Here is a 23,857-nt window from a genome sequence, read left to right as displayed (position 1 = left end):
CCGACCATGCGGTTGTCACTTTCGGACGAGCCATTCGAATGGCTTGAGGTGTTCTGGATTCTCGGTGTAGATCAACTCCGGATGCCACTGCACTCCGAAACAGATCTCGCCTTCGATTGCCTCGACGACTCCGTCGGGGCTCCACGCGGTCGCCGTGAGCGATCCGGTGTCGGAAATAGCTTGGTGGTGCTGGGAATTCACCTCGGTGAGGTTGGGAAATAGCTCTCCTGCGAGCGATCCCTCCTTGATCTCGACGTCATGGCGGATCGACGCGTAGCCGCCGTCCACGGTGTCCGCCATGTGTTGGCGCAGGCCATTGGCAGGCAGGTCCTGATGCAACCGTCCGCCGTGCGCCACGGCCAACAACTGCGCACCGCGGCACACGCCGAATGCCTTGATACCGCGCCGCATCGCGCGTTCGAGGATCGCGATTTCGACCAGGTCGCGCTGCTCGTCAACACCCATCAGGGTGGCCCTGGTGGTTTCGCCGTAGCGGCGGGGATGGATGTCCCCGCCGCTCAGCAACAGCAGCGCGTCGATACGTTCGGCCAGGCGCAGTGCCCGCTCGGGGTCGAGCGTCGCCGGAATGAGCACCGGCGAACCCTCCGCGCGGACAACCGCGTCGATGTAGTTCCGGTGGCTCGCCAAATAGCCATCGGGGCCGAGCCCACACACAACGCCGACGACTGTCATAGTTCGAGCAGGTACCTTCTGCGTTCGTTGTCGGAGACCAGCAGGTGGTCGGCCTCCCACTCCTTGAGCTTCATCTCGGTGTATTCGCTGACGAACGCCGGTGAGAATGTCTTGTGCACCAGGGGATCCGATTGGAATGCCTCGATGGCTTCCAGAAGAGTGCGCGGCAAAACCGGTGCGTCGGAGTTGTGCGAGGCCTGCTCCAACGGCTTGCCCGGGTCGAGACCTTCCCGGATGCCTTCGAGACCGGCGGCGATCATCAGTGCCGACGCGAAGTAGTAGTTCGCCGCACTGTCGGCGGCCCGGTACTCGATACATGCCCGGTTCTGCGGTAACCGCACCGTGCACGAACGGTTGTTGGAACCATAGCTCACCCGCGTCGGAGCCCAGGAGATCTGTCCGTCGGCCAGCCTGGGAGTGAGCCTGCGGTAGGAGTTCGTGGTCGGGTTGCCCAGCGCGGTGAACGCCGGTGCGTGTTTGAGCACACCCGCGATGAACTGGTACGTGGTCTCGGTCCACTCCCCCGCGGTGTCACCTCGCCGGAACGCGTTGCGCCCGGTTTCCAGGCTCACCAAGCTCATGTTGAGGTGTGCACCGGAGCCCCACATGCTCGCGTATGGCTTAGGCATGAAGGTGGCGAGCAGTCCACACTCTTTGGCGATCTGCTTCACCGCGAAGCGAAACAGCGTCATCCGGTCGGCCATTTCGAGCACCGGGGCGTGTCCGATGCTCAGTTCGTATTGACCGTCACCGCCCTCGTGCCCGAAGGCATATACACCGAAGTCCAGTTCGCCGAGGTACCCGACGAGGGTGTCGAGGAATTCCGAGGCGTCCAGCGTCGCCTCGACATCGTAGGCCGGCGACGGTTTGAGCGATCCGCTGCGCGCGACCGGGACGAGCCGGTCGTGTCCGCCGTCAAGCGATTCGGGCCGGAACACGTAGAACTCGGGCTCGACGCCCAGGTGCACCGAGTAGCCTTGCGCGGCGGCCGCTTCGACCTGTGTTCGAAGCGCATTTCGTGGGCATAACGCGAACGGCTCGCGCCCGCCGTAGCTCATGTCGGCGATCATCCACGCGTAACGACGGTCCCAGGGCAGGATTTTGAGAGTCGAGAGATCGGGCACGCCGACGACCTCGTCCTCGGTCGGGTTCATGTTGCCGATACCGCCGAAACCGCGAGGTGTGTAGCGTTCGGCGCCCGCGACCAGATCGGCGAAGTGCGTCATCGGGACGATCTTGGATTTGGGCCTGCCCAGGACGTCGATCCAGTTGGCCATCGCGTACTTGACACCTTGGGCGCCAAGTTCTTTCGCGACTCGCGTGTGCTCGGGGTCAAGGCTGTAGAGCGTGTCGTTGCGTTCGAATATGGTGTCGGTCATGCGTTTCTCTCCTTGTTGAGTTGGGTGAGTGCTTCGGCGGCCTGCACGAACGGTTCGATCGGGGCACGAGCTACGCCGCCGCCGATTTGTCCGCCGCCAACACCGGCGATGCCGATGTCGAGGTACGGCGTGATCCCGGTCTCGGCGACGCGGCGGACATCGAATCCGACTGGGGTGCCGCGGTAGTCGAGTGCGGGGATACGAAGGTCAGGGTGTTCGCCTGCACAGATGTCGTACATCTCGACGGTGCGGCCGATCATGATCGCGGCGTTGCCACCGCTGGAGCGCTGCAACGGTAGTGCCGCCGCCTGCGCGACTCCCCCGAGTCCGACCACCTCGGTGATGACACTCTCTCCACCCATGAACTCGACGTCGTCGTCGGTGAAGCCCGGATACAACCGGACCGCTTCGAACGTCGGCAGCGGACCGCAGAACCAGCGGTCGCCAGTTCCGGCGACCTGGATACCGAACTCCTTGCAGGAGAAGGCCATCGATGTGACAAGGGTGCTGCCGACGACGCCGCGCATGGTGTCGGCCATCACCTTGGCAGCAGCCATCGCGAGCCGCAGGAAGAAGTAGTCGCCGCCTGCGAGATAGTCGGCGAGCACGCGCGCGTCGGCCGAAGCCGCATCGGTGATGGCCGGCAGCAGCGTACGGGCGAACAAGGCAGTCGCAGCGGTATTGCGGCTGTGCAGTTCGTCGCCCATCGTCAGCGCCCTGCCGATGATCGGTTTCAGCGGAATGCCACCGTGATGCCGGACGACTCGGTCGAGCGCGGGGCAGATCCGGTCTCGCAAATGGTCGAGGTTCTCGCGGGTGGCTTCGGTGTAGGTGCCGTAATTGAGCCGGTCGGCGGTATCGCCTTCGTAGAGCGTGCAGTAGGCGCGGCGACCGGTGCGCGGATCTTCGACCACCAGGACAGGCATGGAAGCCGTCGTCAAGCCGGCCAGTGAACCCACCACACCGAGGGTTTGGCAGCCGGCGACCGTGAGCGTGCCCCGCTCGAAGGCGGCTGCCGCTGCGTCCCGATCGGAGGCGAAGCCCTCATACATCGCCGCCCCGAGCAGTCCGTCGCGCTGGCCCCCGGAGTAGGCACTGAACGGCAGGGTGGGACCCGAGGTGAGCACGAGATCCTTCCGCATACCGGGTATGACGTCCCCGGCAGGCGCGACCGCGATCAGGCGCGGTTCACACGCGAACAATCTCTCCAGTGCAGCGGCATTCGCGTTCGTCACAGTCGCGGCAGGCTGGGCCGGAGCGCTCATGTATACCTCCATTCAGGGTGTGCAAAAACCTTTTGGCATATGATGGGCAGCATGGACGATTCCGCTAGTTCGATGCTGGACAGATCGGCAACGTCGGCTGTTCCGTCTTGACAAAACGTTTTGGCCTGTGCTGGTATGGAACCGTAGCGCAGTGAGTTGCGATGGGTCAAGACCCGGATGTGATCGCAGGCACACCACCCACGGCCCGACGGTCGGGAGAGCGAGCAATCAATGGCAAACATCAAGGACGTGGCGCGCTACGCCAACGTGTCCCCGACGACGGTGTCGCACGTGCTCAACGGGCGCGGCCGGGTGGCGAAGGAAACCAGGGATCGCGTCCTCGAGGTGGCCGAACGGCTCGGCTACACCGCCAGCGCCCATGCCCAGCAACTCGTCACCCGTCGGAGCAGGATCATCGCCATCCAGATGCCCGACCTCGACGTGAGCGGGCGCGGCACCGCGCTGGTCCCCAAATCCGAATCCGAGTACTTCCTCGAATTGATCAACGGCGCCGCCGCGGCGGCCACCGACGCCAGGTACGCGCTGATTGTCGTGTCATCGGGCGTCGACGCATCCTCGATGCGCAGCTTCGGCGTCGACGGCATGATCATCGTCGACCCGAAGGGCTCCGAACAGTTTCTCCAGGGTTCGTTCGCCGACCAGTACCCCGTCGTCACCACCGGCGAGCCGGTCGTCGCGGCGGCCCGACCCTGTTTCGTGGTCGACAACGATCACGAGGCGGCCGCCCGCGACATGCTCGATCATTTTGTCGCCCAGGGTTGTTCGCAGCCGGCGATCATCGTGGATACCACGTCGCGGTCCTACATCCGCGACATCCAGCATGCCTACGGCGAATGGTGCAACGCCAACGATGTCCGGCCCGCCGTCGTCGCGGTGGCCGAGGCATCACCGAACGAGATGGGCAAGGCGCTGTCGTCATTGCGCAGTGGGCCCTCCCCCGCCGACTCGATCTACACCAGCTCCGACGAGTGTGCGATCGCGCTGCTGGACGCCGCACGCGAAGCCGGGATCTCGGTACCCGGCGACCTGGCGCTGGCCAGCGCCGTCGACAGCTCGATCCTGCGCGTCACCAATCCACCGGTGACCGGAGTCTTCCTGCACCCCAGGGATATCGGGGCGCGGGCAGTGGAAAGCCTGACCGACCTCATCGCACGAAAGGACCCAGACTGCCAACTGCCACCGTTGGACAGCAATCGAACCCTGATCCCGACGCGACTGGTGGTGCGCGCGTCAACAGCCATGGAAGCGAATCAATGAAAGTTCTGGTGATCAGCGCGAGCCCGCGTGAAGACGGCAACTCCCATCTCCTCGCCGAGGCCGCGTGCGAGGGGGCGAAACTGGCCGGCCACGAGGTGGAACATGTGTTCCTCGACGACTACGTGCACCGCATGCTCGAGAACTGCCGCCGATGCCGGACACCCAGCGGCCTGTGCTCACTCGATGACCGCTACGAAACACTGTTGCTGGACAAGATGTTGCCGGCCGACGGCATCATCTACGCGATGCCGCTGTATTTCTACGGCATGCCGGCGCGGCTCAAGTCGGTGTTCGACCGCCTCTTCTGCTACACCGCGAACAGCGCACCGCAGCAGGAACGGGTCGTCGGCGGGATCACGGACAAGACCGTGGGTGTGCTGATCTCCTGTGAGGAGAGCTATGTCGGCGCCACCTCCGGCGTCATCGCGCAATTCCAGGAACTCACCCGCTATCTCGACCAGAGCCTGGCCGGGGTTGTGGTCGGCAATGCCAACAGCCGAGGCGAGATCGCCTGTGACCCAAGTGATCCATTGTCGCGGGCGCGCGATCTCGGAGCCCGGCTGTTCGACATCCGGGTGACCGATTACCGATTGACGACGGTCCGCTCCAACAAAGTGTGGGAGCCCGCCGAGTGTTTCAGCAGTTGACCTAGCCTGCGGGCACCACGAGAGCCGGCCGGTACGTCCGCTGCAGGGTCGCGGCCGCGACACTGCCGAGCAGCATCTTCCGAACAGCCGACTGTCCACGCGAGCCGACGACCAACACCGCGGCCCGGTGCTCGTCGGCGAACGAGACAAGCGCATCGGCGGTCGCGCCCGCCCCTGATCCGCGGAACCGGCGAACATGGTGGGCTGCCTCGACGTCGCTGGTGTCGCCGTCCTCGACCGCGACCGTCAGGATGTCCCGATCACCGAACAGTTGTTTGGCGGCCTGCACGGCCCGATCCGCGCCGACGGAACCGTCGACGCCGACGACGATCGGCCCGTCGACCACGGCCTCGTGTTCAGCCGACACCATGTGCTTGGAAACCACGAGAACCGGCCGCGGCGCATGGTGCACGACGAGATCGGACACGCTGCCCATCTTGTGCTCGGTGGCGCCGATGCCGCGGGCCCCGACAATCACCACGTCCGGCTGCAGTTCCTCGGCCACCTGCGCCAAGCCGAGGCCTTCGCCCGCCCAGGTGCGCTTGACGAGCGGCTCGGGCGTCCAGCCGACGGCGCGGGCCAGCGTCACGCCGGTCTCGACCAGTCGGGCGGCCTCACCGTCACTTTCGCTGTCGACCAAGTCGATCAACTCGTCGACATTGCGCGCCGAATGGCGCAACCGCGCCCGTAAACCCTTGCTGCCGAACGGCGGTGTACACAGGTACAGAATCACCGCCTGTGCGCCGGGGAACAGCTGGCTGCCCGTGCTGATCGCCGCATTCGCGGAAGGAGACCCGTCGTATCCGACCACAACCTTCATGTGCGTCCTCTTCTCGTCCGTTCGTGGTTCCAGGTTAGTTTGCCGCAAGCCGAAAATAAGCAGGTAGCCCACTACGCTCGTCGCCGCTTCGGCGCACCGGCAGGCTCACGCGTATGGACGCAACGTTCGCCGGCACGCCTTACCTCGGGCAGGCCATCGCCGCCGAGGCGGGCGAAACGCTGCGCTCCAAGACGTTCAGGCACTGGGTGTGGGGCGCGGCAGGCGTGAGCGTGGCGGGCGGTGGGATCGTGGCCGCGTTCCTGGCGTTCGCCGCGCCCATCGTGTTGAGCCCGGTCGCGACGCAGCGACTGTTGGTCCGCGGCGGAACCGTGCTCGTCATCTTCCTCGGGGTGGCCATCCCGATCATGCTGTGGGTGCGCCGCCGCCGCTTCGCGGCCAGCACCGCATGGCTCGGCGAAGGCCGCCCGCCGACCGCGGCCGAGCAGCGCATGACGCTGGGTGCACCCGGCGAAGCGGTTCGGCTGTCCGGGGCTGTCTGGGCTGTGAGTGCAGTCGTCTTCGCATCGCTGGCCGTCACGGAACAGTTGTCCACGTCGCTGTACATCTTCAGCGTGATCGCGCTGGGTGGGGTCTCCACGAGCGCGGTCTGGTATCTGATCGTCGAGCGTGTCATGCGGCCGGTGTCCGCACAGGCGCTCGGCGGCACAACGCCCGAACACCACTTCGGACCGACGATCGAGCGCCGGCTGATGATGGCGTGGACGCTCGCGACGGGCGTGCCGCTGTTCGGTGTCGCGATGCTCGCCCTCGGCTATCTGGTCGATGTCGGTTTCCGGGCTCAACGCACGTTCGCGGCGATTCTCGTGCTCGTCGCGGTGGCGATCGTGGTGGGCCTGTTCACCATTCTGATCGCCGTGCGCTCGGTCACCGACCGGGTCGGCGCGCTGCGGGCAGCGTTGGCACAGGTGCAAGCCGGTGACTTCACGGCCCGTGTCGCCGTCGACGATGCCAGCGAGATCGGGCGCCTGCAAGCCGGTTTCAACACGATGGCGGCAGGCTTGGCCGAACGCGAACGCATCCGCGACACCTTCGGTACTTACGTGGATCGCTCTGTCGCCGAGCACATTCTGGGTGCGCGCGGCTCATTGCAAGGCCAGGAGGTCGACGTCACGCTGATGTTCGTCGACGTGCGCGGATTCACCGCATTCGCCGAACGACTCCATCCGCCCGAGGTGGTGGCGACCCTCAACCGCCTGTTCGAGACCATCGTGCCGCTGGTGCACCGACACGGCGGGCATGTGGACAAGTACGCCGGCGACGGGTTGATGGCGGTTTTCGGCGCGCCCCGCCGCCAGCCGGGCCACGCCGATCAGGCGCTTGCCGCCGCGCTGGCGATCGCCACGGCCGTGCGCAGCGAATTCGGCGACATGTTGTCGGTGGGGGTCGGGCTGAACTCCGGCCCGGTGGTGGCCGGAAATGTCGGCGGTGCAGGGCGTTTCGAGTTCTCCGTGATCGGCGACGCGGTCAACGTCGCCGCCCGCGTCGAGCAGGCCACCCGCAAGACCGGTGACACCGTTCTGCTCACCGCGGGAACGCTCGGGATGCTCACCGACACTCGGGTGTGCTTCATCCAGCGCCCGGGCCTGAAGCTGAGGGGCCGGACCACCCCCGTGGCCATCTATGCACCGGTGGCGGTCAAGGCCGACCGGGAGCCGATCCGGGGGCGACCGCCCGCGACACCGTCTGCAGATTGCGGGACGTAGCGACGGTCGCCGCGACAATCGACTGGTAGCCCGTACAGCGGCAGAGATGGCCGACGAGTTGCTCCCTCACCTCGGTGGCGGTCAGCACCCGTTGTTCAGCGGCGGCACGGCACACCGCCCACGACAAGGTCACGACCATCCCCGGCGAGCAGAAGCCGCACTGCACCGCCCCCTCGGCGGCGAGCGCGTCGACGAGCTCGCGAAGCGCCGCGGTCGCGACGGTGTTGACCGCTGTGTTGGGCAGTGCGCCGGAAGGCACCACGCACGACGGCGACGGCACCCCGTCGATCAGGACTGTGCACGCGCCGCAATGGCCGGTTCCACATCCGAACGGCGGGGCCATGCCTGCCTGCTCGAGTACGTCCCACAGGCTCGCCGTCCCGCCGTTGGGCAGCACGACGTCGGTACCGTCGATGTCCGCCGACGCCATCAGGCCACCCTCGGGCCGTGAAGATCACGGTGCACCCGTTCGGCAAGTCCGGTGACCATGGCGATGATCTCGCCGTCGATTTCTGCCGAGCGCGGGAGTGCAACCAGTGCGTCACACGCCGCCGCGACGAAGTCGGCGCGATCCGACGACGTGGCCGCGCCGGTCAATCGGTGTACCGCTCCCCCGCTCTGGACGACCAGTGCCGCGCCGCATCCAGGCCCGATCGCGGCGCACACACCGACCTCGACTCGACTCATTCGAGTACGGGCCGAAACCCGCCGGTAGCTGATCCGTTCCGGTCTGCAGAGTTCGATCGTCATCGCCAGCTTTCGTAGCGAAACCCATTGCCCCATAGCCTGTTCGACCGACTTCCAGTCGGCCTCCGCACCGCCCGCACTGACCAGGATCCTGGCACCGGTGGCGACCAGTATCGGGCCCAACTCACGCGGCCCCATGGGCGACATCGCGTTGCCGAGCACCGTCGCGCGGCGGCGGACGGCGGGCGTGGCGAACCATGCGGCACCCTCGTCACCGAACCAGCTCGCGAACTGCGGGTGGTCCACCGGCACCATCGCACCGAGTCGCAGTCCGTCGGCGAGGGGTTCCACATCCCAGGCCTCGCGGATGGTTCGGAGGTGCACCAGGGCGTGCGGGGTGGCTCCGCTCGTGGTGAGCCATGGCTGGACAGCGGTACCGCCGGCGACGACGACAGCGCCTGGATCGACCAGTTCGTCGACCGCCTGGGCCCAGCTCGTCGGATGGATTTCAGCCGTCATGCGCTGTCCGGACGCCTGATATCTCCGCGCGCCACAGCGGAATCCGGCTCACCGGCCGCCCGGTCGCGCACCTGACCGCGGCCGCGACCGCGGCTGGTGAGGAGACCAGAGGTCCCTCGCCGATCCCTTTCGCCCCCAGTGTCAAATCAGGATGCGGCACCTCGAGTGGTACGGCCACCACATCGGGAACATCGACGGCCGTAGGGAGTAGATAATCGCCGAATCCGGCCGTTGTCTGGATCCCTGCGGCGTCGACTTTTCGCTCCTCCCACAGCGCGAACCCGATGCCCTGGACCGTGCCGCCGACGAGTTGCTCCCGCACCGAAATCGGGTCGATGACTCGCCCGCAGTCCTGCGCGCAGACGGCCTGAGCGACCTCGACCTGGCCGGTGACCGTGTCGACGTCCACCGTCACTCGGTGCGCCATCAGTTGGAATGCCTTGTGCGGCCGCGCGGAGTCGGTTGCCGGACCGTCGTAGGTCACCTGGTGTCGCAGCGTGCGGTTGCCCAAGTCCGCGGCGACGGTGGCTGCCGTCCAACCGCGGCCCAACAGCTCGTCGAGTTGGCGACGCACCTCGGCCGAGGCGCGGTGCGCCGCACCGCCACTTGCCATCGTCTGCCGGCTGGCTTTGCTGCCGCCCGCAGTGGGAAACGTCGTCGGTGTAGACACGACCCGGACCGGAACGCCCGGCAACTGCGCGCCGACAACTCGCATGAGCACCTCGGTGACACCCTGTCCGACCTCGGCGGCCGACGACTCCACGTCGGCGCCTTCGGCTGTCAAGGTGACCGCGACGGTGGCCGGGTCCGGTTTCCCATGGCCCAGCCCGGCACTCTTGATACCCAACGCGACTCCCACACCGCGCCGGTGCGTTGTTCCGAGCCGGACATCTGGAGCGGGAACCGCCAGTGCCGCGTCGAGGACGTCTCTGGGATCAGCACATCCGGTCAGCGGTTGGCCGGTCGTCGCGAGCGGTTCGCCTGCCCGCAGAAGGTTCTGGCGTCGAAGCGCCACGGGATCGCGGCCGAGTTCGGCGGCGACCGCATCGACGGTCGATTCGATGAGGAAGCAGGCCTGGGTCGCGCCGAATCCCCGCATGGCACCGGCGGGCGGATTGTTCGTATAGACGGCGCTGGTCGTGATATCCACTGCCGCGAAGCGGTAGAGGCCCGCGCTGAAGTCATGGACGATGGCCGACACCGGCGCTGACGTCGACGCATATGCGCCACCGTCGAGCACCGTGCGGACGCGCAGCGAGACGAACTCGCCGTCCGGACGGCACGTCAGCTTCACATCGGTTGTCATCGGGTGGCGGCTGGGATGTGCGGCAAGCGATTCCGCCCTGGTGTAGATCATGCGTACGGGACGGCCGGTACGCATGGCCGCCAACACCAGATGAGCCTGCAGGGTGATGTCCTCGCGGCCGCCGAATGCTCCTCCCACACCGCTGTTGTGCACGACGAGACGGCTGGGCTCGATGCCGAGGGCGCGTGTCACCTGGGCATGGTCGGTATGAATGTCCTGCGTCGCGATCGTGAGGTGGATCGTGCCGTCTGGTCGCGGAACCGCGACACCGGCCTCCGGCGCCAGGAACGCCGCATCCTGCCTTCCGGTCGACCAGCGGCAGGCGACCGCGATTTCGCCACGGGCGTTGCCACGCCTGGTCTGGTGCTGCGCGACCAGATTCCCGTCGGGGCCCACCGCGGGAGCCGACCGGTCAAGGGCCAGTTCGGGATCCGTGACAGCGGGAAGACCCGTCAGCCGCACGGTGATCAGTTCGGCCATTCTCCGCGCCGCTTGCGGTGTTTCGGCGATGGCGAGCGCGACCGCCTCGCCGTGGTGACGCACCTGCTCGTGCGCCAGCACCGGTTGGTCGGCGACCTTCGAGCCGAGCCGCCTACCGGGTATGTCGGCGCCGGTCAACACCATGACCGCGCCGGGAACCCGCATGGCGGATGTTATGTCGATGCGGTCGATCCGGGCGCTGGCGACGGGGCTGCGCACGGTCATGGCATGCAGTTCTGCCGCGGCATGAACGTGAGTCGCGTACCGGAACCGGCCTCTCAGTTTGTCGATCGCGTCGACGCGTATCGCGGTCGCGCCGATCGCGGCTGGAACGCTCCGCGTGGCCATCGGCCGCTCAGGGGTGGGCTTCGCCGGCGTTGGGCAGCACGGGCTCGGCAGGCTGGTAGTCCTCACTGGTGAACTCCGCCACCGGTTTCGACTCCGCCAAGCCCGCGTCGACCAGGACCTTCTGTGTCTGTTCGATGCCGTCGACCGAGAAACTTCCGAAGCCGTGCTGCTTGGAGTACTCGCCGTTGTACGAGTCGAAATAGGCGTCCATGCTGAACTTCAGCGCACCGGGATCCACCTCGGGGCACTTCGCCACCAGCCGGTCGTAGGACTGTTGGTAATTGTCCTGCACGTACTTGGCCGACTCGGCCCACGCGGTCACGAATCCCTTTGCGGCATCCGGGTGTTCTTGTAGGAACGCGTTGTTGGCCAGGATTGTGTGCCCGTAGGTCGGGACGTAATCTTGCATCGGCATGACCGTGAGGCCGGGGCGTCGGTCCAGGATGGCCTTGGTGCTCGCGGTCGGATAGAACACGACGTAGGCGTCGATGTCGCCGTTGAGGAATTCGGCCTCGGTGGCGTCGTCCGAGGGCACCACCCGGACCTTGCCCGCATCGATCCCGGTGGCCGTCACGAACGCGTTCCAGACGGCGCCCTCGAACTGATCGGTCTGCACGGCGAGGCTGCGCCCCTCGAGATCCTTCGGCTGTTTGATGGACGGGTCCGCCAGGATCGTGACGGGGCCGACTGTCGATGCGGCTCCGATGATGGTGAGCGGCATGCCTTGTCCCGCACCGATCACGGCGGGAGGTGCGGAGATGATGCCGAGATCGAATTCCCGTGCGGCCACGAGCGGTACCGTGTCGCTTCCGCCCTGACCGCGGTCATAGGACAGGTCGACACCGTTCTTCTCGAAGAAACCTTGTTCGATGCCCTCGTTGACCACAGCCCAGTCACCTGAGCAGGTCCATTCGAACGCCATCTTCACCGGCACCGCACCGTCGGAAGCAGAGGACGACGAGGCCGCCTCGGTCGACGAGCAGGCACTCAGAAGTACAGCCGCGGACGATGCGAGTACCGCGGCGAACCGGACACGACCAGATACTTGGAACATGATGACTCCTAAACGGGTTTCGACCTCGGAGGTCAGCGAACGACGGTCTTCCACGGCACGAGGAGGCGCTCGGCCCAGACACAGATGTTGAAGAACAGGATTCCGAGCAGGCATGAGAGCAGGGCCAGGACGAAGACGGCTGCGGTGTTGAGTTGCGCGCTGTAGACGGTTATGAGGTAACCGAGTCCGGTTTTCGACCCGATGAACTCTCCGAGCAGTGTGCCGACCACAGCACCCGGCGCAGCCACCCGGAACGACGAGAACAGATACGGCAGGCAATTGGGAATCCTGATCCGGGTCAAAATCGAGAACTCGCTGGCGTTCGAGAGTTTCATCATGTTGATCAGGTCTCGCTCAACGGATGTGAGGCCGTGGGTCACGTCGACGATGATCGGGAAGACCGCGATCAGGCACGAGCAGATGACGATCGGTAGGCCGGTGCGGCCGAACCAGATGATCAGAAGCGGCGCGATCGCGACCGTGGGCATCACGCGAATGATGTTGAGGAACGGATAGGACAGTTCCTCGAAGATCGCGCTGCGCGCCATCATCACGCCGATCGCGACGCCCATCACGATCGCCACGCCGAAGCCGACGAGCGACATCTTCGCGGTCACCCACATCCCGGACAGGAACAACGCGGGATGGTCGAGGAAACTGTCGACGATGGCCGACGGTGCGGGCAGCACGTAAGGGGGTACCGCCAGCCAGCGCACCACGATCTCCCACAGCACCAGGCCCGCGCCCAGTACAAGCCACGCGCGGGTGACGCGGAAGGTCGACAACAGCCACCCGGCGCGCTCGGCGGGCGGGATGACCGCGATGACGCGCGGCTTGTCGGTGAACGGCACTGCCGTCATCTGTTCTCCTCCAACGACGCCCGGATTCGGTGCTGGATACGCGTGAACTCGGCGGAGTCCTTGAGCTCACTGCGCCGTGGCCGAGGGAACTCGACGTCGATGACGTCGGCGACCCGGCCGGGATGGGCGGCCATGACCAGAATCTGATCCGACAGGAACACCGCCTCAGCGATCGAATGTGTCACCAGGATGATCGAGGCATCCGTCGTGCCCCAGATTCGCAACAGTTCGGTGTGCATCTCGTCCCTGGTGATCTCGTCGAGAGCACCGAACGGCTCGTCCATGAGCAACACCTGCGGTTCCATCACCAGTGCGCGGGCCAATGCCACCCGTTGGCGTTGTCCACCCGACAACTGCTTCGGGTAACGCCGTTCGTAGCCTTTGAGGCCCACCACTTCGAGTTGTTCGCGCGGTGTCTTCGCCGGTGGCCGCGTCCGGCCCCGCGCGACCTGGATCGGCAGCCGAACGTTGGCCTCGACCGTGCGCCATGGCGCCAGCACGGCATCTTGGAACACCATGCTCATCAGACCCGACCTGCGCGCCTCCTCAGGCGTTTTGCCGAGGATGGACAACTCGCCCTGGACCGATGCGTCGGGCAGCAGGCCGGCGATCGCGCGCAGCAACGTGGACTTACCGCATCCCGAATGCCCGACGACGGAGACGATTTGACGCGGACGCACCGTCAAGTCGATTCCCTCCACAGCCACGACCGCGGCCTCGCCCCGGCCGTGAACGATGCAGACGTCGCGCAGGGTGACCCGGTCGGACATCGTCATCGCGTCCCGTCGTTTGCATGTTGTATCCACAAGAGAGTTGTAGCGGCCGACTTTTACGGCTGACTGCGTGCGACGTTTCCGCTGTGTTTCGCCTTGCGCGAACTGGATTCCGGCGATCACTGCTGCCGAACCTCCGCTCCATCTCGAAGAGATTGCATTTTGGATCCCGCGATCGCGCACCGCTCCCGCACCACGGCAACTGCGGCCGCGGCACCGACCGTCACCGCGTCGGGGTGCGGCGCGAACCGGCTCGTGTGATTGCGCGGAACATCATCCCCGTCGCCGAACAACGACGGCTCCTGACAGCCGAAATTCCATATGACCGAGGGGATTCCGAGTTGACAGGCGTACTGGCTGAAATCGTCGCTCGCCGGAAGCGGGTCGTCGGGTGAGCGCACGGCCGCAGCACCGAACAGACTTGCCAAGCCGCGGCACACGATTGCGGTTTCGTCGGGATCGTTGCTGCACGCCGGAATCTCCGAGACAGCATCGATTCGCGCCGCCACATCGGATGCGGCGGCCTCGGCGGCGATGATTCTGTGCATTGCCGATACCAGGCGATCGCCCACCGCGGGTTCGTAGTTACGAGTCGTCACCGTGAAAGTGACGCGATCGGGGATGACGTTGGGCGCCGTCCCGCCGTGGATGGACCCGACGCTGAGCACCGCCATCCGCAACGGGTCGATCTCGCGCGACACAATCGCCTGCAGCCGCACGATCATCGCCGCCGAGGCCACGACCGGATCCCTGGCGAGGTGCGGTCGAGATGCATGACCCCCATGGCCGTCGACCGTGATTCGCCACGAACGCTGATGGGACAGAAAGTACCCGGGACGGCAGACGAGCAGACCGATCGGTCCGGACGTCACATGTTGGGCGTAGATCGCGTCGGGCATCCCGGTGGCGTCGAAGATGCCGTCCTCGATCATGGCTGCGGCACCGACACCGGTCTCCTCGCCGGGCTGAAAGACCGCGACCAAAGTTCCCGACCAAGTGTCGCGGCGCCGGTCGAGCTGTGTGAGTGCGGCGACGAGCGCACTGGCATGGACGTCATGTCCGCACGCATGCATCACCGGTGTCTGTCGGCCGTCGGGCAGCGTGCCGACTGCTCGGCTGGCGTATGCGAGGCCGGTGAACTCTGGCAGCGGAAGCGCATCGATGTCGGCGCGCATGGCGATGACCGGCCCCCGACCGTTGCTGAGCACCGCGACCAGGCCGGTGCCCGCGCATTCGCGCACTCGCGCAGACGTCCGGTTGAGCGCAGCGCGCAAGACCTTCTGGGTCCGATGCTCCTGCATGGACAGTTCGGGATGACGATGCAGATTTCGGTAGAGATCCACCGCCGATGCAAGGGCGCCGGAGAACTGGTCGCGCAGCTCACGCACACGGCTGTCGACGGCTTGCTGCCCAACGGTCATGAGCCGTCTCCGCCCGGCTGGACCACCACGCCCGGGCCGGCCCCGCGGTGCAAACCCGACAGGGTCTCCAGGACCGACCACGCCGTGATGGCCGATGTTCTTCCGCCGGACGCCGGGTCGACGGTGTTGTGGAAGCGGAATTCGTAGCAGCCGACCGCCGACGACCACCGCACCGTATGGTGGGTGCAATCCGCTGTGGGGTCGGCCATCACGATTACCTCCAACCGGTCGAGGCCCACGGTGGCAAGGGCAAGCGCGACCGACGAGTTCGAGGTACGTGGGTACCGTAGAGCCGCGTCGCGGGCTGAGCCTCGAAACACTTCCACGGGCTCGGCCAGGGCCGGGTCCGCGCCGAGCGCCGCGGCCCGCTTGACCGTGATGTGCTGTGCGCGGGCTTCGCCGCGATCGGCTCGTGCCGCGGCCGCCAGGAGGTCGAAACCTCCGATGGCGCCGGCAGGCAGGATGATCCGTCCCGGACCCGACAGTTGTGGCAAGAAATTCGGCTCGGCCAACGCTCCGGCCGAGCACACGACGATGTCTCGGCCCATCGCCACGGTCAGGCCGATGATGGCCTGTGCGCTTTCGACGGTGGTCGCCTCGACCACGACATCGCCGGCGCGGATCGCGGCGAGCACCTGTGTCCGTTCACTACGTGAGTTGAGTGCGGTGACAAGGCTGCACCCCGGCACATCGCCACGCGCGAGACCAGCGGCCACCAAACCACCGATTGCTCCCCTGCCCATCACCGTCACGCCCGTCATACCGCCACCGCCGCCCCGTCCCACCGGGGATCTGCCGCAGCCGCACACCGGCTCGTTGCGGTACGCACCAGCGTGTGACTGGAGCGCGCCTCGAACCGGCCGAGTTCTCGGCCCTCGTGCCGAACATCACCGGGGGCGTCGAGCTGCCATCTCGGTGTGACGAGTGCGTCACCCATGGCCTGTTCTCCGTCGTCGGAAGTGTCCAACAGCTGCGCGACGAGCTGGACGTTCCACGGAACCTGCTGCTGACCGCCCGGTGTCGCGCCGAGTATCCAGCCGTCCCGGTGCCCAATCCCCCACGCGTGCAATGTGGTCAGCGGACGCCGGCCCGCGACGGGAGCGTTGGGGTGCCCCGGTGCGAACGTGAACCCGCGCCCGGCCCGGTTGGACAGAATCAAGTCGTATTCGCCGACCACCAGGCCGCTGCCGTACTGGGGAAACGACAACGAATGAACGAGCACGACCGCGTTGCCCGCTTCATCCACCGCAGCGACTGTCGAAGTACCCTCGGCGGCAGCCGTTTTCGTGTCCGCCAAATCGGCCAGGCTCCGCCGCACATCGCCGGGCCCGACATCGCTGACCACACGGCCGGCCATGGCATGTGTGAGCGCGGGCCCATAGGTCGGCGCGTTGGTCGCCCAGAGCGGCCCCGACTCTGTCTGCACACAGTGTGCGGCCTCCTCGGCCACATCAACCGAAACCAGGTCTGTCGCCGTCAGCATGCCGCCGTGCCGTTGCACGCAGTCGACGACCGCATCGCCGACCGGGCCGGTGAAAAGATCGGCACCGCGCGCGACGAACTCCTCCAGTACAACCCCGAGCCCAGGAAGCCGCACCATGTCGCCCACGGTGTGTTTGGCATCACGCGGCGAGTAGACGCAGCCGTCGGGTTGGTAGCGGTACAGAAGTGTACGTGCCTCGCACTCCAGCGTGGCGTTCATCGGTGACCACCACACGCCACGGCGAGCCAGCTCTACGGCGGGCGCGGTGAGCCTCTCCAGCGGTAGCCGTGCGAGTTCGGCAATTCTGCTGTACCCAGCCGGCGCACCCGGGATGCCGACCGAAAGCGGTCCGGTTGCGGGTACCTCCCAGCCGGCAGCTTCCGCCGCTGCGTACAAACCAGCCGACGCCCCGCCGATGGCGACGAGGGAGATGGGGGCCGAGGCACCGGCGGTCACGTACAACGCCACCACATCGCCGGCCAAGCCACATTTGGACGGCAGGGCAACGGTCTCGGACAGCGCTGCGGCAAGCGCTGCGTCGAATGCGTTGCCGCCCGCAAGGAACGCTGACGCTCCGATCGCGGCCGCCGTCCTCGACCCTGCCGACACCGCGCCGAGGCTTCCCGATGCCACGGCGCGCCGGGCGAGCACGTCGAGCACCGTCAGCCCTCGATCTGGCTCGGCCCGTAGTGTCGCAGCTCGATGATGTGGCCGTCCGGATCCTCCACATAGATGAGGTCCGCCAGACCTCTTGCGCCCCAACGCCGGTACGGACCGTCGGCGGTCTCGAACCGACCCGACCCCACGAGCGCATACATGTCGGTTGGCTCGACCTCGATGCAGAAGTGCGAAACGTTCGTTCCCGTCGCCGCATGCCTGCCGTCCAGGTCGATGATGGCGCCGGGGCAGATCTCCACCGACGGGAATGGCACGGTACCGGCGCGGAATTCATCCAACCGGTGCACCAGGAAGCCGAACTTCTCGACATACCACTGGACAGACGTTTCGGGGTCACGTACACGCAGCACGATGTGGTCGAACTGTTTGACGGTCACGGCGCCCGTGCCGGTGGCGGCGATGTGTGAGTATGTGGAAGTCACGAAGTATGTTGTATCCAAAGATTGTTACCGCCTACGGCACAGCCAATTACGGGTACGTTTCAGCCGGGCGGGTCGCCGGCCCGGCGTGTACTGTCCTGGTAATACAGTGCTTCGTATCCAATAGCCAGTGACTCGCCACCCGGGGGTTCGCCAAATGTCTTCCATCGGAAGCCGACATCGGTCCCTGCGCACCGAGACCGTCGACGAATTACGGCGGCTGATCCTCGACGGCGAGTTGGCGCCGGGTGAGCGGCTGAACGAGTTCAGTATCTCCGAACGGCTTGGCGTGTCACGCTTTCCGGTGCGGGAGGCGTTCCGGCGACTCGAGGCGGAAGGACTCGTCGAGTCCCTGCCCCGGCGCGGCGTTCGAGTGGTCGAACTCGACCAGCACGAGCTCGAAGTGGTGCGGGAAATGCGGGTCGCGCTCGAACTGATCGCCGTACGCCACACCGTCAACCGGTTCACCGCGGACGAGCAGTCAAGGCTGCGCAGGATTCTCGACGAGGGACAGCGCGCCGCCGAGGCGGGCGACGACACCCAACTCGACGAACTGAACGAAGAGTTCCACGCCGCGCTGGGCGAGGGCGCCGGCTCGCGGTTTCTCGCCGAGACGCTGCGCGCCGTGCGAAACCAGTCGCACCACCTTGTCGGCGGCAAGAGCACGGCGGTGGGCAGCTCGTGGGACGAGCATGCCGCGATTCTCCGGGCGGTGCTCGACGCCGACGCCGAGCTGGCAATGATGTTGATGCGCAGGCATCTGACCAATCGCCATGCGAATCAAGGCGGTGCCCACCCCGATGGTGCGTCCTAGCCGCCGAAGCCGAAGAACCGGGCGTGCGCGGGCAAGCTGCGCTGCGGACCCACATATCGGTGCGATGCGACGACGAATTCGCGTTCGGCACTCCGGCGCAACGCCATTCGCTCGAACGCCCGGTCCTCGAACAGCGCCACCACCTCGTCGGCGTGGGCCAGTTGGGCGCCGTAACTCGACCACACGACGATGCCGCCCGGCCGGCACAATGCGGTGGCGGCGTCGACAGTCCGCTGGGCGTCGTCCAGCTCAATGTTCGCGAACACGCCGCACAGCAGCACCAGATCCGCTGGGACAGCACCGATATAGGCGTCAGTGGTTCCGGCGTCAGCGATCACGACTTCGACGCCGACGAGGTCGGTACTGCCAAGGGCCGCGGTGAGAAACGATGCGTTGAGCGGATCGAGTTCGACCATGCGCGCGCGGACATCGCGGCCGCGCGGGTGATGGATCAGCACGGGCAGCAGGTCGCGCGCTTGCCCCGCACACGCACTCACCGCCGTGAGCGGACCCGCGGGCGCTCGGTCGAGGGCGGCAATGATCAATTCCTGCACTACTTCGAGCCGATCGGTGTCGGGCGAATGCAGATCGTCGTATTGGGCGTGCCACTGATACCAGCGTGTTGCGGGGAGCGTCACGCCTGCCCGGCCTCCAGGCTCAACCGTTGCATTCGGTCTTGCGCGGTTCCCTCGATCACGCACTCGAGTTGGCGCGCGTTGAGCGCCGCAATGCCGTCGATCGCTTTCGCCGCCAGATGCTCGGCCTCGAATGCCGCCATCGACTCGAACTCTGCTTCCAGGACTAGATGGTGCAACCCTCCGAACGCCGGCGACCAGATGGCATAAGGCGTCAGCCCGGCTTGAATCCGCAAGGCGTTCTTCTCTTTCTCGGCACCCACGAAGTCGGCAAGAGTGCCGAATTTCAAATTGCGCAGGATCTGATGACGATAGCTCACGGCTCACTCCACTCAGGGGGTATCGATGTGCGGTACGGCGACCCAGCCTTTGTCGTACGGCGTGGTGAAGAAGTTGTGCACCCGCATGTGCGAGATCAGCCACTGGCCGTCGACACGGCGAAAGTCGTTGTCGTATGAGCCGGCTATCCACAATGGCTGATCGGCGCGGTAAGTGCAGGCCTGGAAGTACATGAACTGTCCGCGAGCGGTGTCACCCGACAGCTGCACAGCGGGATTGGTGACGAAGTGCGCCGAGAACGGCATGCGCTCGACGTTGCGATCGAACTTCTTGACAAGTGCTGCCCTGCCCTCCGCCGCCCACCCGGGATTTCCGTGCGGCCCGACGCTCTGCCATTTGCCGTCCTCGGTGAAGAGCCGGGCGACCTTGTCCCCCTTGCCTTCTTTCGCATCGGCAGCGCTCATGTAACTGACCATCAGCCCGCGGATGGCCTCTCGAGACTCCAGATCGTCCAACCGTGCGAGCAACGCGGTCAGCTCCACGGAGGAAACGGCGGTGGTTTCAGACATCGACGGTGAGTGCCTTTCGGTAACGCTCGATCAGCCATTGGTTGAGCTGTGGGATGTTCGATTCCAACCAGGACAGCGGTCCGCGAGGTGCGTAGCGGGAACGCAGGCCCTGCTGGAGTGCGGCGGTCGTCACGGCGTCCTGATGAATGGCCAGCGCCTTGCGCTCCATGAACCGCTCGTACGCCTCGTGGAAACCGGGTTGCTCCACAGCGGATTTCGGGTAGAGATTCACCCGCCGCAGGTCCATCGAACCGGGGCCGGTCGGGTGGATCATCGCGAGCTGGACGAACGTGGGCTGAAGGATGCTGAACATCATGGGCGGTATCGAGGCGAACATCACCCGTTTGCGCTGTTCCTCGGTGAGGCCGGGAATGATCGATGTCGTGCGCTTGCCGTCGGTGCTCGCCAGGCCGGCGTTCTCGTCCAGCAGATAGGTGGGATGCATGACTTGGCCGTCGCCTTCCCCGAAGTCGTAGAACCGCGCGTTCTTCGCGGGCGCCGCCTCGTGCACGCCTCGGTGCACGTAGCTGGTGTGGTAGGGCTCCAGAGCGTTGTCGTGATGAATCTTCCAGTTCCACGCCTGATTCGGGAACACCTGAGCCGGCAGCGCGATCAGGTCCTCGATCCCGAAGGTCGACAGTTCCTCGTCCATCCGGGCCACGGTCGGCGCGAGCGGTGCAGCGTTGTTGTCGAAGTTGATGAAGACCAGTCCGTGGAATATCTCGTGTCGGATCTGAGGAAGACGGATCGTCTCACGCAACCGCTTGACGGGCACGGTCTCGGTCATCGACGGCGCGGCCACCAGGCAACCGTCGAGCCCGTACTGCCAATTGTGATACGGGCACACCATTCTCCTGGTGTTGACGCACCCGCTGTCGGCACCGCGGTCTTCGGCGGCCAAACCCCCGAACAACGGTTGACCGCGGTGCTGACAGACCGCCGACATGACGCGAACATCTCCGGAGAGGTCGCGAAGCATGACGATGGGCTCATCAATGATGGTGAGCGGCAACTGATCCCCAGGCTCGGGAATCTCATTGACATGACCGATGCACAGCCACTCTCGTGCAAAGATGGCTTCTTTCTCGAACTCCCAAAAGTCGTCGCTGGTGTAGACCTCGGGCGGAAGCAGCCTGGCTGTCGCCACCGGATCGGTGCACCGGTCGACGTCGTCCAAAACCCTTCTCGCCGCTTCGATTGCACGAGAACTGAGTGACCTCGGCACGGATGGCGCTCCTTCCAAAGGATGTTGGATCCAAGCTATCCGCCGGGTGTTACCACGCGGTCACGTCATGTCACGACCAGGAAAAGCCATTGACCGGCGCGAGGTTTGACGAACCACCGGCACGTTGACCCGCGGAACATGACATGGTGCGGCCACCCGCGCGGGACGACGCTTCGCATCTTGTATCCAACCGCCCCTGATAAATCAGTTGTGAGTCCGCGCGCAGACAGGCAGAGTCTGCTCGTGCTCATCCGGCGTGCCACCCCCGACGACAGATCAGCGCTGCGAGACGTGCACAACGCGGCGTTCGCGTCCGACGCAGCGACACAGTCGGTCGAGGCCACTCTGGTCGACCAATTGGGCGCGGCGGGCGACAGCATCCCGGCACTGTCGCTGGTCGCCGAGATCGACGGCGCTGTCGTCGGCCACGTGCTCGGCAGCCGCGCCCACCTCGACGGCAGGCCGTCGTTGGCACTCGGGCCGCTCGGTGTGCTGCCCATCCACCAACGGCACGGCATCGGCTCAGCCCTCATGCATGCTGTCCTGGCGGCGGCCGACGCACTCGGCTTCCCCGAAGCCGTCCTCCTCGGCGACCCCGCGTACTACTGCCGGTTCGGATTCCGGCCCGCACCGCCGCTCGGCGTCCGCCCGCCCGTCGAGGAATGGGCCGAACACTTTCAGATCCGGACCCTCACGTCGTGGACGCCCGATCGGCAGGGCACATTCCGTTATGCGCCGGCATTCGACGACATTTGAAATTCCGGGCGCTACCCCAGCGCAGGCTCTGACGAATCGATACGCCCGTTGCTGCTGATGGTCAGATTGTCCGGGCTCACCTCATAGCGCGCGCCGTCGGCCGGATTGACGGCAACGAATCCGTCGCCGGAACGCACCGCATTCGCGATCTCCAGATTCGCGCCGTCACTGAGCCGCTCACCGCGGTAATAGAAGCTGTTCGGCCCGGTCTGGCAGATCACCGCGAGTGACGTCGCGGTCCGGATCATCACGGCGGGTGAACTGTCGGAGTCACACCGCGCCGTGTGCCCGACGAAACCCTGGGCGTCGGTACCGCTCGGGGCATCCGTCGGTGTCGTCGTGGTGGTGGTCGTCGACTCCGCAGACGGCTCGCTCGTCGTGGCCGGTGGCACCGACAACGGTGTCTGGCGCGTCGCAGCACTGTCGTCACCGCCACTGGCCAACATCGATGCCAGGACCGCCGCCACGCCGAACAGGACAACCGTCGCGACCACGAGCATCAGCTGGGTTCGCGTGAGCCGCGACTTGCGCGGCCCCGGCTCCGGAGCCCGAGCCGGCTGCGGTGGCGATGGCGGCGCCGGTGGATACGGCGTGTAGCCCGTGTGGTCCGGGTTCGGATAGACCGACGAGAACTGCCTGGTGTTGCGCGGCGGTGGCGTCGGAGGCGGCGTGACGGCAGGTAGCACGGGGATGGCAGGCGCGGGCCTCGTTGGAGCCTCCTCGGCGGCGGCCGCCTTGGCGGCGCCCGGCGACGCGGCCTCACGAGCCGCTTTGGCCAGCTCACCCGCGGTCGCGAACCGCGCCGTGGCCTCCTTGGCCATGCCCACCGCGATGACGTCGTCGAACGCGCGCGGTATCCCGCGCCGCATGATGCTCGGCCGCGGCGGCGCCGCGAACATGTGGGCGCTCATGAGCTGGCGGAGATCGCCGGTCTCGAACGGCGGCCTGCCGATCAGCGATTCGTACAGCAGGCACGTCAGTGCATAGATATCGGCCGACGGACCGACCGGTCCCCCGGAGAATCGTTCCGGGGCCATGTAGGCACTCGAGCCGATGAGCACGCCCGTCATCGTGACGCTGGCCTCACCCCCGACATGGGCGATACCGAAGTCGACGAGGTAGGCGAAGTCGTCGGTGGTCAGCAGCACGTTCTCGGGCTTGATGTCGCGATGGACCAGCCCGTCGGCGTGCGCGGCGTCCAGCGCGGCGGCCACCTGCGTGATGATCGACGCGGCCCGCGCCGGTTCGAGAGGTCCGTTCGACCGCAGGAGTTCCTTCACGCTGGCGCCCTCGACCAGGCGCATGTCGATGAACAGGACGCCGTCGATCTCGCCGAAGTCGTGGACCGGGATCACGTGCGGTTCCTGCAACCGGGCCGCCACCCGCGACTCGCGCCGGAACCGGGCCTGGAAGCTCGGATCGGCCGCGACCTCGGGACGCAGGAGCTTGACGGCGACCATGCGTTCTTTCACCGTGTCGTAGGCGCGGTACACCTCGCCCATTCCGCCCATGCCGATCAGCGACCTCAGCTCATAGGGCCCGAAGCGGGTGCCGAGGCGTGATGCGCCATTGGGCGGGGCCATTGCACGATCCTTTCAGCCCGCCTGGCTCGCGTGAGGCCACCGTCCAAGGAGCGTCATCAATGACGCTTCCCGCATAGCCAGACGGACGTGGTGTCGCGACACAGTTCTCCAAGCCCCGGGCGGGCCGGGCACGCGGTGGTCTCGGTGACGAGGATAGATGGG

At 66.2% G+C, this 23,857-nt stretch carries 24 protein-coding genes; 5 read left to right on the top strand and 19 right to left on the bottom strand.

Going from position 1 to position 23,857, the window contains the following annotated elements:
- Nucleotides 1-15 precede the first annotated feature (15 nt).
- Genes AWC31_RS31665 through AWC31_RS31655 form a run of 3 tightly spaced genes read right to left on the bottom strand, consistent with a single transcriptional unit; the run spans nt 16 to nt 3,337 of the window.
- A complete protein-coding gene (locus tag AWC31_RS31665; protein ID WP_067852226.1) occupies nt 16-693 on the bottom strand; it encodes a gamma-glutamyl-gamma-aminobutyrate hydrolase family protein in 678 nt (225 codons plus the stop codon).
- Nucleotides 690-2,072: a glutamine synthetase family protein gene (locus tag AWC31_RS31660; RefSeq protein ID WP_067852224.1), complete on the bottom strand. Its 1,383-nt coding sequence runs from the start codon at nt 2,070-2,072 to the stop codon at nt 690-692. The genes AWC31_RS31665 and AWC31_RS31660 overlap by 4 nt, the downstream gene beginning before the upstream one ends.
- On the bottom strand, nt 2,069-3,337 hold the full coding sequence (locus tag AWC31_RS31655) for a YlbE family protein (RefSeq protein ID WP_067852223.1): 1,269 nt from the start codon (nt 3,335-3,337) through the stop codon (nt 2,069-2,071). The genes AWC31_RS31660 and AWC31_RS31655 overlap by 4 nt, the downstream gene beginning before the upstream one ends.
- A 231-nt stretch (nt 3,338-3,568) precedes the next feature.
- Between AWC31_RS31655 and AWC31_RS31650 the strand changes: the two genes are divergently transcribed.
- Together AWC31_RS31650 and AWC31_RS31645 are read left to right on the top strand one after the other, a co-directional pair.
- Nucleotides 3,569-4,615: a LacI family DNA-binding transcriptional regulator gene (locus AWC31_RS31650; RefSeq protein WP_085148963.1), complete on the top strand. Its 1,047-nt coding sequence runs from the start codon at nt 3,569-3,571 to the stop codon at nt 4,613-4,615.
- Nucleotides 4,612-5,262: a flavodoxin family protein gene (locus AWC31_RS31645; RefSeq protein ID WP_067852219.1), complete on the top strand. Its 651-nt coding sequence runs from the start codon at nt 4,612-4,614 to the stop codon at nt 5,260-5,262. Before AWC31_RS31650 ends, AWC31_RS31645 begins: the two co-directional genes overlap by 4 nt.
- A gap of 1 nt (nt 5,263) precedes the next feature.
- Here the strand turns inward: AWC31_RS31645 and AWC31_RS31640 are convergent, their stop codons facing one another.
- A complete protein-coding gene (locus tag AWC31_RS31640) occupies nt 5,264-6,082 on the bottom strand; it encodes a universal stress protein (protein WP_067852217.1) in 819 nt (272 codons plus the stop codon).
- A gap of 113 nt (nt 6,083-6,195) precedes the next feature.
- Here AWC31_RS31640 and AWC31_RS31635 point away from each other — a divergent pair, with 113 nt between their 5' ends.
- Nucleotides 6,196-7,806 (top strand): adenylate/guanylate cyclase domain-containing protein, encoded by a 1,611-nt coding sequence (locus AWC31_RS31635; protein WP_085148960.1) that lies wholly within the window; start codon nt 6,196-6,198, stop codon nt 7,804-7,806.
- Here AWC31_RS31635 and AWC31_RS31630 read toward each other — a convergent pair.
- The 10 genes from AWC31_RS31630 to AWC31_RS31585 all read right to left on the bottom strand — a co-directional run bounded on the left by AWC31_RS31630 (nt 7,739) and on the right by AWC31_RS31585 (nt 17,837).
- Nucleotides 7,739-8,236, bottom strand: a complete 498-nt coding sequence (locus AWC31_RS31630; protein WP_085148957.1) for a (2Fe-2S)-binding protein — start codon at nt 8,234-8,236, stop codon at nt 7,739-7,741. The two genes, AWC31_RS31635 and AWC31_RS31630, sit on opposite strands and share 68 nt — an antisense overlap.
- A complete protein-coding gene (locus AWC31_RS31625) occupies nt 8,236-9,012 on the bottom strand; it encodes an FAD binding domain-containing protein (RefSeq protein WP_085148954.1) in 777 nt (258 codons plus the stop codon). Before AWC31_RS31625 ends, AWC31_RS31630 begins: the two co-directional genes overlap by 1 nt.
- Complete coding sequence (locus AWC31_RS31620; protein ID WP_085148951.1) at nt 9,002-11,146, bottom strand: xanthine dehydrogenase family protein molybdopterin-binding subunit; 2,145 nt, start codon at nt 11,144-11,146, stop codon at nt 9,002-9,004. The genes AWC31_RS31625 and AWC31_RS31620 overlap by 11 nt, the downstream gene beginning before the upstream one ends.
- A gap of 7 nt (nt 11,147-11,153) precedes the next feature.
- Nucleotides 11,154-12,200, bottom strand: coding sequence for an ABC transporter substrate-binding protein (locus AWC31_RS31615; RefSeq protein WP_165766090.1), 1,047 nt, complete (start codon nt 12,198-12,200; stop codon nt 11,154-11,156).
- A gap of 32 nt (nt 12,201-12,232) precedes the next feature.
- Nucleotides 12,233-13,060 (bottom strand): ABC transporter permease, encoded by an 828-nt coding sequence (locus AWC31_RS31610; protein WP_085148944.1) that lies wholly within the window; start codon nt 13,058-13,060, stop codon nt 12,233-12,235.
- Nucleotides 13,057-13,836: an ABC transporter ATP-binding protein gene (locus AWC31_RS31605; protein ID WP_085148941.1), complete on the bottom strand. Its 780-nt coding sequence runs from the start codon at nt 13,834-13,836 to the stop codon at nt 13,057-13,059. Before AWC31_RS31605 ends, AWC31_RS31610 begins: the two co-directional genes overlap by 4 nt.
- 116 nt (nt 13,837-13,952) lie before the next feature.
- The gene (locus AWC31_RS31600) at nt 13,953-15,254 is read right to left on the bottom strand and encodes an amidohydrolase (RefSeq protein ID WP_085148938.1); all 1,302 of its coding nucleotides are present in this window, start codon (nt 15,252-15,254) and stop codon (nt 13,953-13,955) included.
- Nucleotides 15,251-16,015: an aspartate dehydrogenase domain-containing protein gene (locus AWC31_RS31595; RefSeq protein ID WP_165766089.1), complete on the bottom strand. Its 765-nt coding sequence runs from the start codon at nt 16,013-16,015 to the stop codon at nt 15,251-15,253. Before AWC31_RS31595 ends, AWC31_RS31600 begins: the two co-directional genes overlap by 4 nt.
- Nucleotides 16,012-17,397: a gamma-glutamyltransferase gene (locus AWC31_RS31590; RefSeq protein ID WP_165766088.1), complete on the bottom strand. Its 1,386-nt coding sequence runs from the start codon at nt 17,395-17,397 to the stop codon at nt 16,012-16,014. The genes AWC31_RS31595 and AWC31_RS31590 overlap by 4 nt, the downstream gene beginning before the upstream one ends.
- A gap of 2 nt (nt 17,398-17,399) precedes the next feature.
- The gene (locus AWC31_RS31585) at nt 17,400-17,837 is read right to left on the bottom strand and encodes a VOC family protein (RefSeq protein ID WP_198538917.1); all 438 of its coding nucleotides are present in this window, start codon (nt 17,835-17,837) and stop codon (nt 17,400-17,402) included.
- Between the two features lie 154 nt (nt 17,838-17,991).
- On the opposite strand from AWC31_RS31585, the gene AWC31_RS31580 reads away from it, so the two are divergent.
- Entirely contained in the window at nt 17,992-18,648 is a 657-nt protein-coding gene (locus AWC31_RS31580) for a GntR family transcriptional regulator (protein WP_067852203.1), read from the top strand.
- Here the strand turns inward: AWC31_RS31580 and AWC31_RS31575 are convergent.
- Genes AWC31_RS31575 through AWC31_RS31560 form a run of 4 tightly spaced genes read right to left on the bottom strand, consistent with a single transcriptional unit; the run spans nt 18,645 to nt 21,356 of the window.
- Nucleotides 18,645-19,286 (bottom strand): class I SAM-dependent methyltransferase, encoded by a 642-nt coding sequence (locus AWC31_RS31575; protein ID WP_067852200.1) that lies wholly within the window; start codon nt 19,284-19,286, stop codon nt 18,645-18,647. The genes AWC31_RS31580 and AWC31_RS31575 overlap by 4 nt on opposite strands.
- Nucleotides 19,283-19,603 (bottom strand): NIPSNAP family protein, encoded by a 321-nt coding sequence (locus AWC31_RS31570; protein WP_067852198.1) that lies wholly within the window; start codon nt 19,601-19,603, stop codon nt 19,283-19,285. Before AWC31_RS31570 ends, AWC31_RS31575 begins: the two co-directional genes overlap by 4 nt.
- 12 nt (nt 19,604-19,615) lie before the next feature.
- A complete protein-coding gene (locus AWC31_RS31565; RefSeq protein WP_084356768.1) occupies nt 19,616-20,131 on the bottom strand; it encodes a nuclear transport factor 2 family protein in 516 nt (171 codons plus the stop codon).
- Complete coding sequence (locus AWC31_RS31560; protein ID WP_131807565.1) at nt 20,124-21,356, bottom strand: aromatic ring-hydroxylating oxygenase subunit alpha; 1,233 nt, start codon at nt 21,354-21,356, stop codon at nt 20,124-20,126. The genes AWC31_RS31565 and AWC31_RS31560 overlap by 8 nt, the downstream gene beginning before the upstream one ends.
- A 210-nt stretch (nt 21,357-21,566) precedes the next feature.
- Between AWC31_RS31560 and AWC31_RS31555 the strand changes: the two genes are divergently transcribed.
- Complete coding sequence (locus AWC31_RS31555; RefSeq protein ID WP_234817061.1) at nt 21,567-22,112, top strand: GNAT family N-acetyltransferase; 546 nt, start codon at nt 21,567-21,569, stop codon at nt 22,110-22,112.
- 11 nt (nt 22,113-22,123) lie between these two features.
- Here the strand turns inward: AWC31_RS31555 and AWC31_RS31550 are convergent, their stop codons facing one another.
- Complete coding sequence (locus AWC31_RS31550; protein ID WP_085148932.1) at nt 22,124-23,695, bottom strand: serine/threonine-protein kinase; 1,572 nt, start codon at nt 23,693-23,695, stop codon at nt 22,124-22,126.
- Nucleotides 23,696-23,857: the final 162 nt, after the last annotated feature.

Source organism: Mycolicibacterium wolinskyi (assembly GCF_002101965.1).
In the GTDB taxonomy this organism is placed as follows: Bacteria; Actinomycetota; Actinomycetes; order Mycobacteriales; family Mycobacteriaceae; genus Mycobacterium; species Mycobacterium wolinskyi.
The sequence above is the reverse complement of the archived record's forward strand: the minus strand, read 5'-3'. Positions and strand labels throughout refer to the sequence as shown.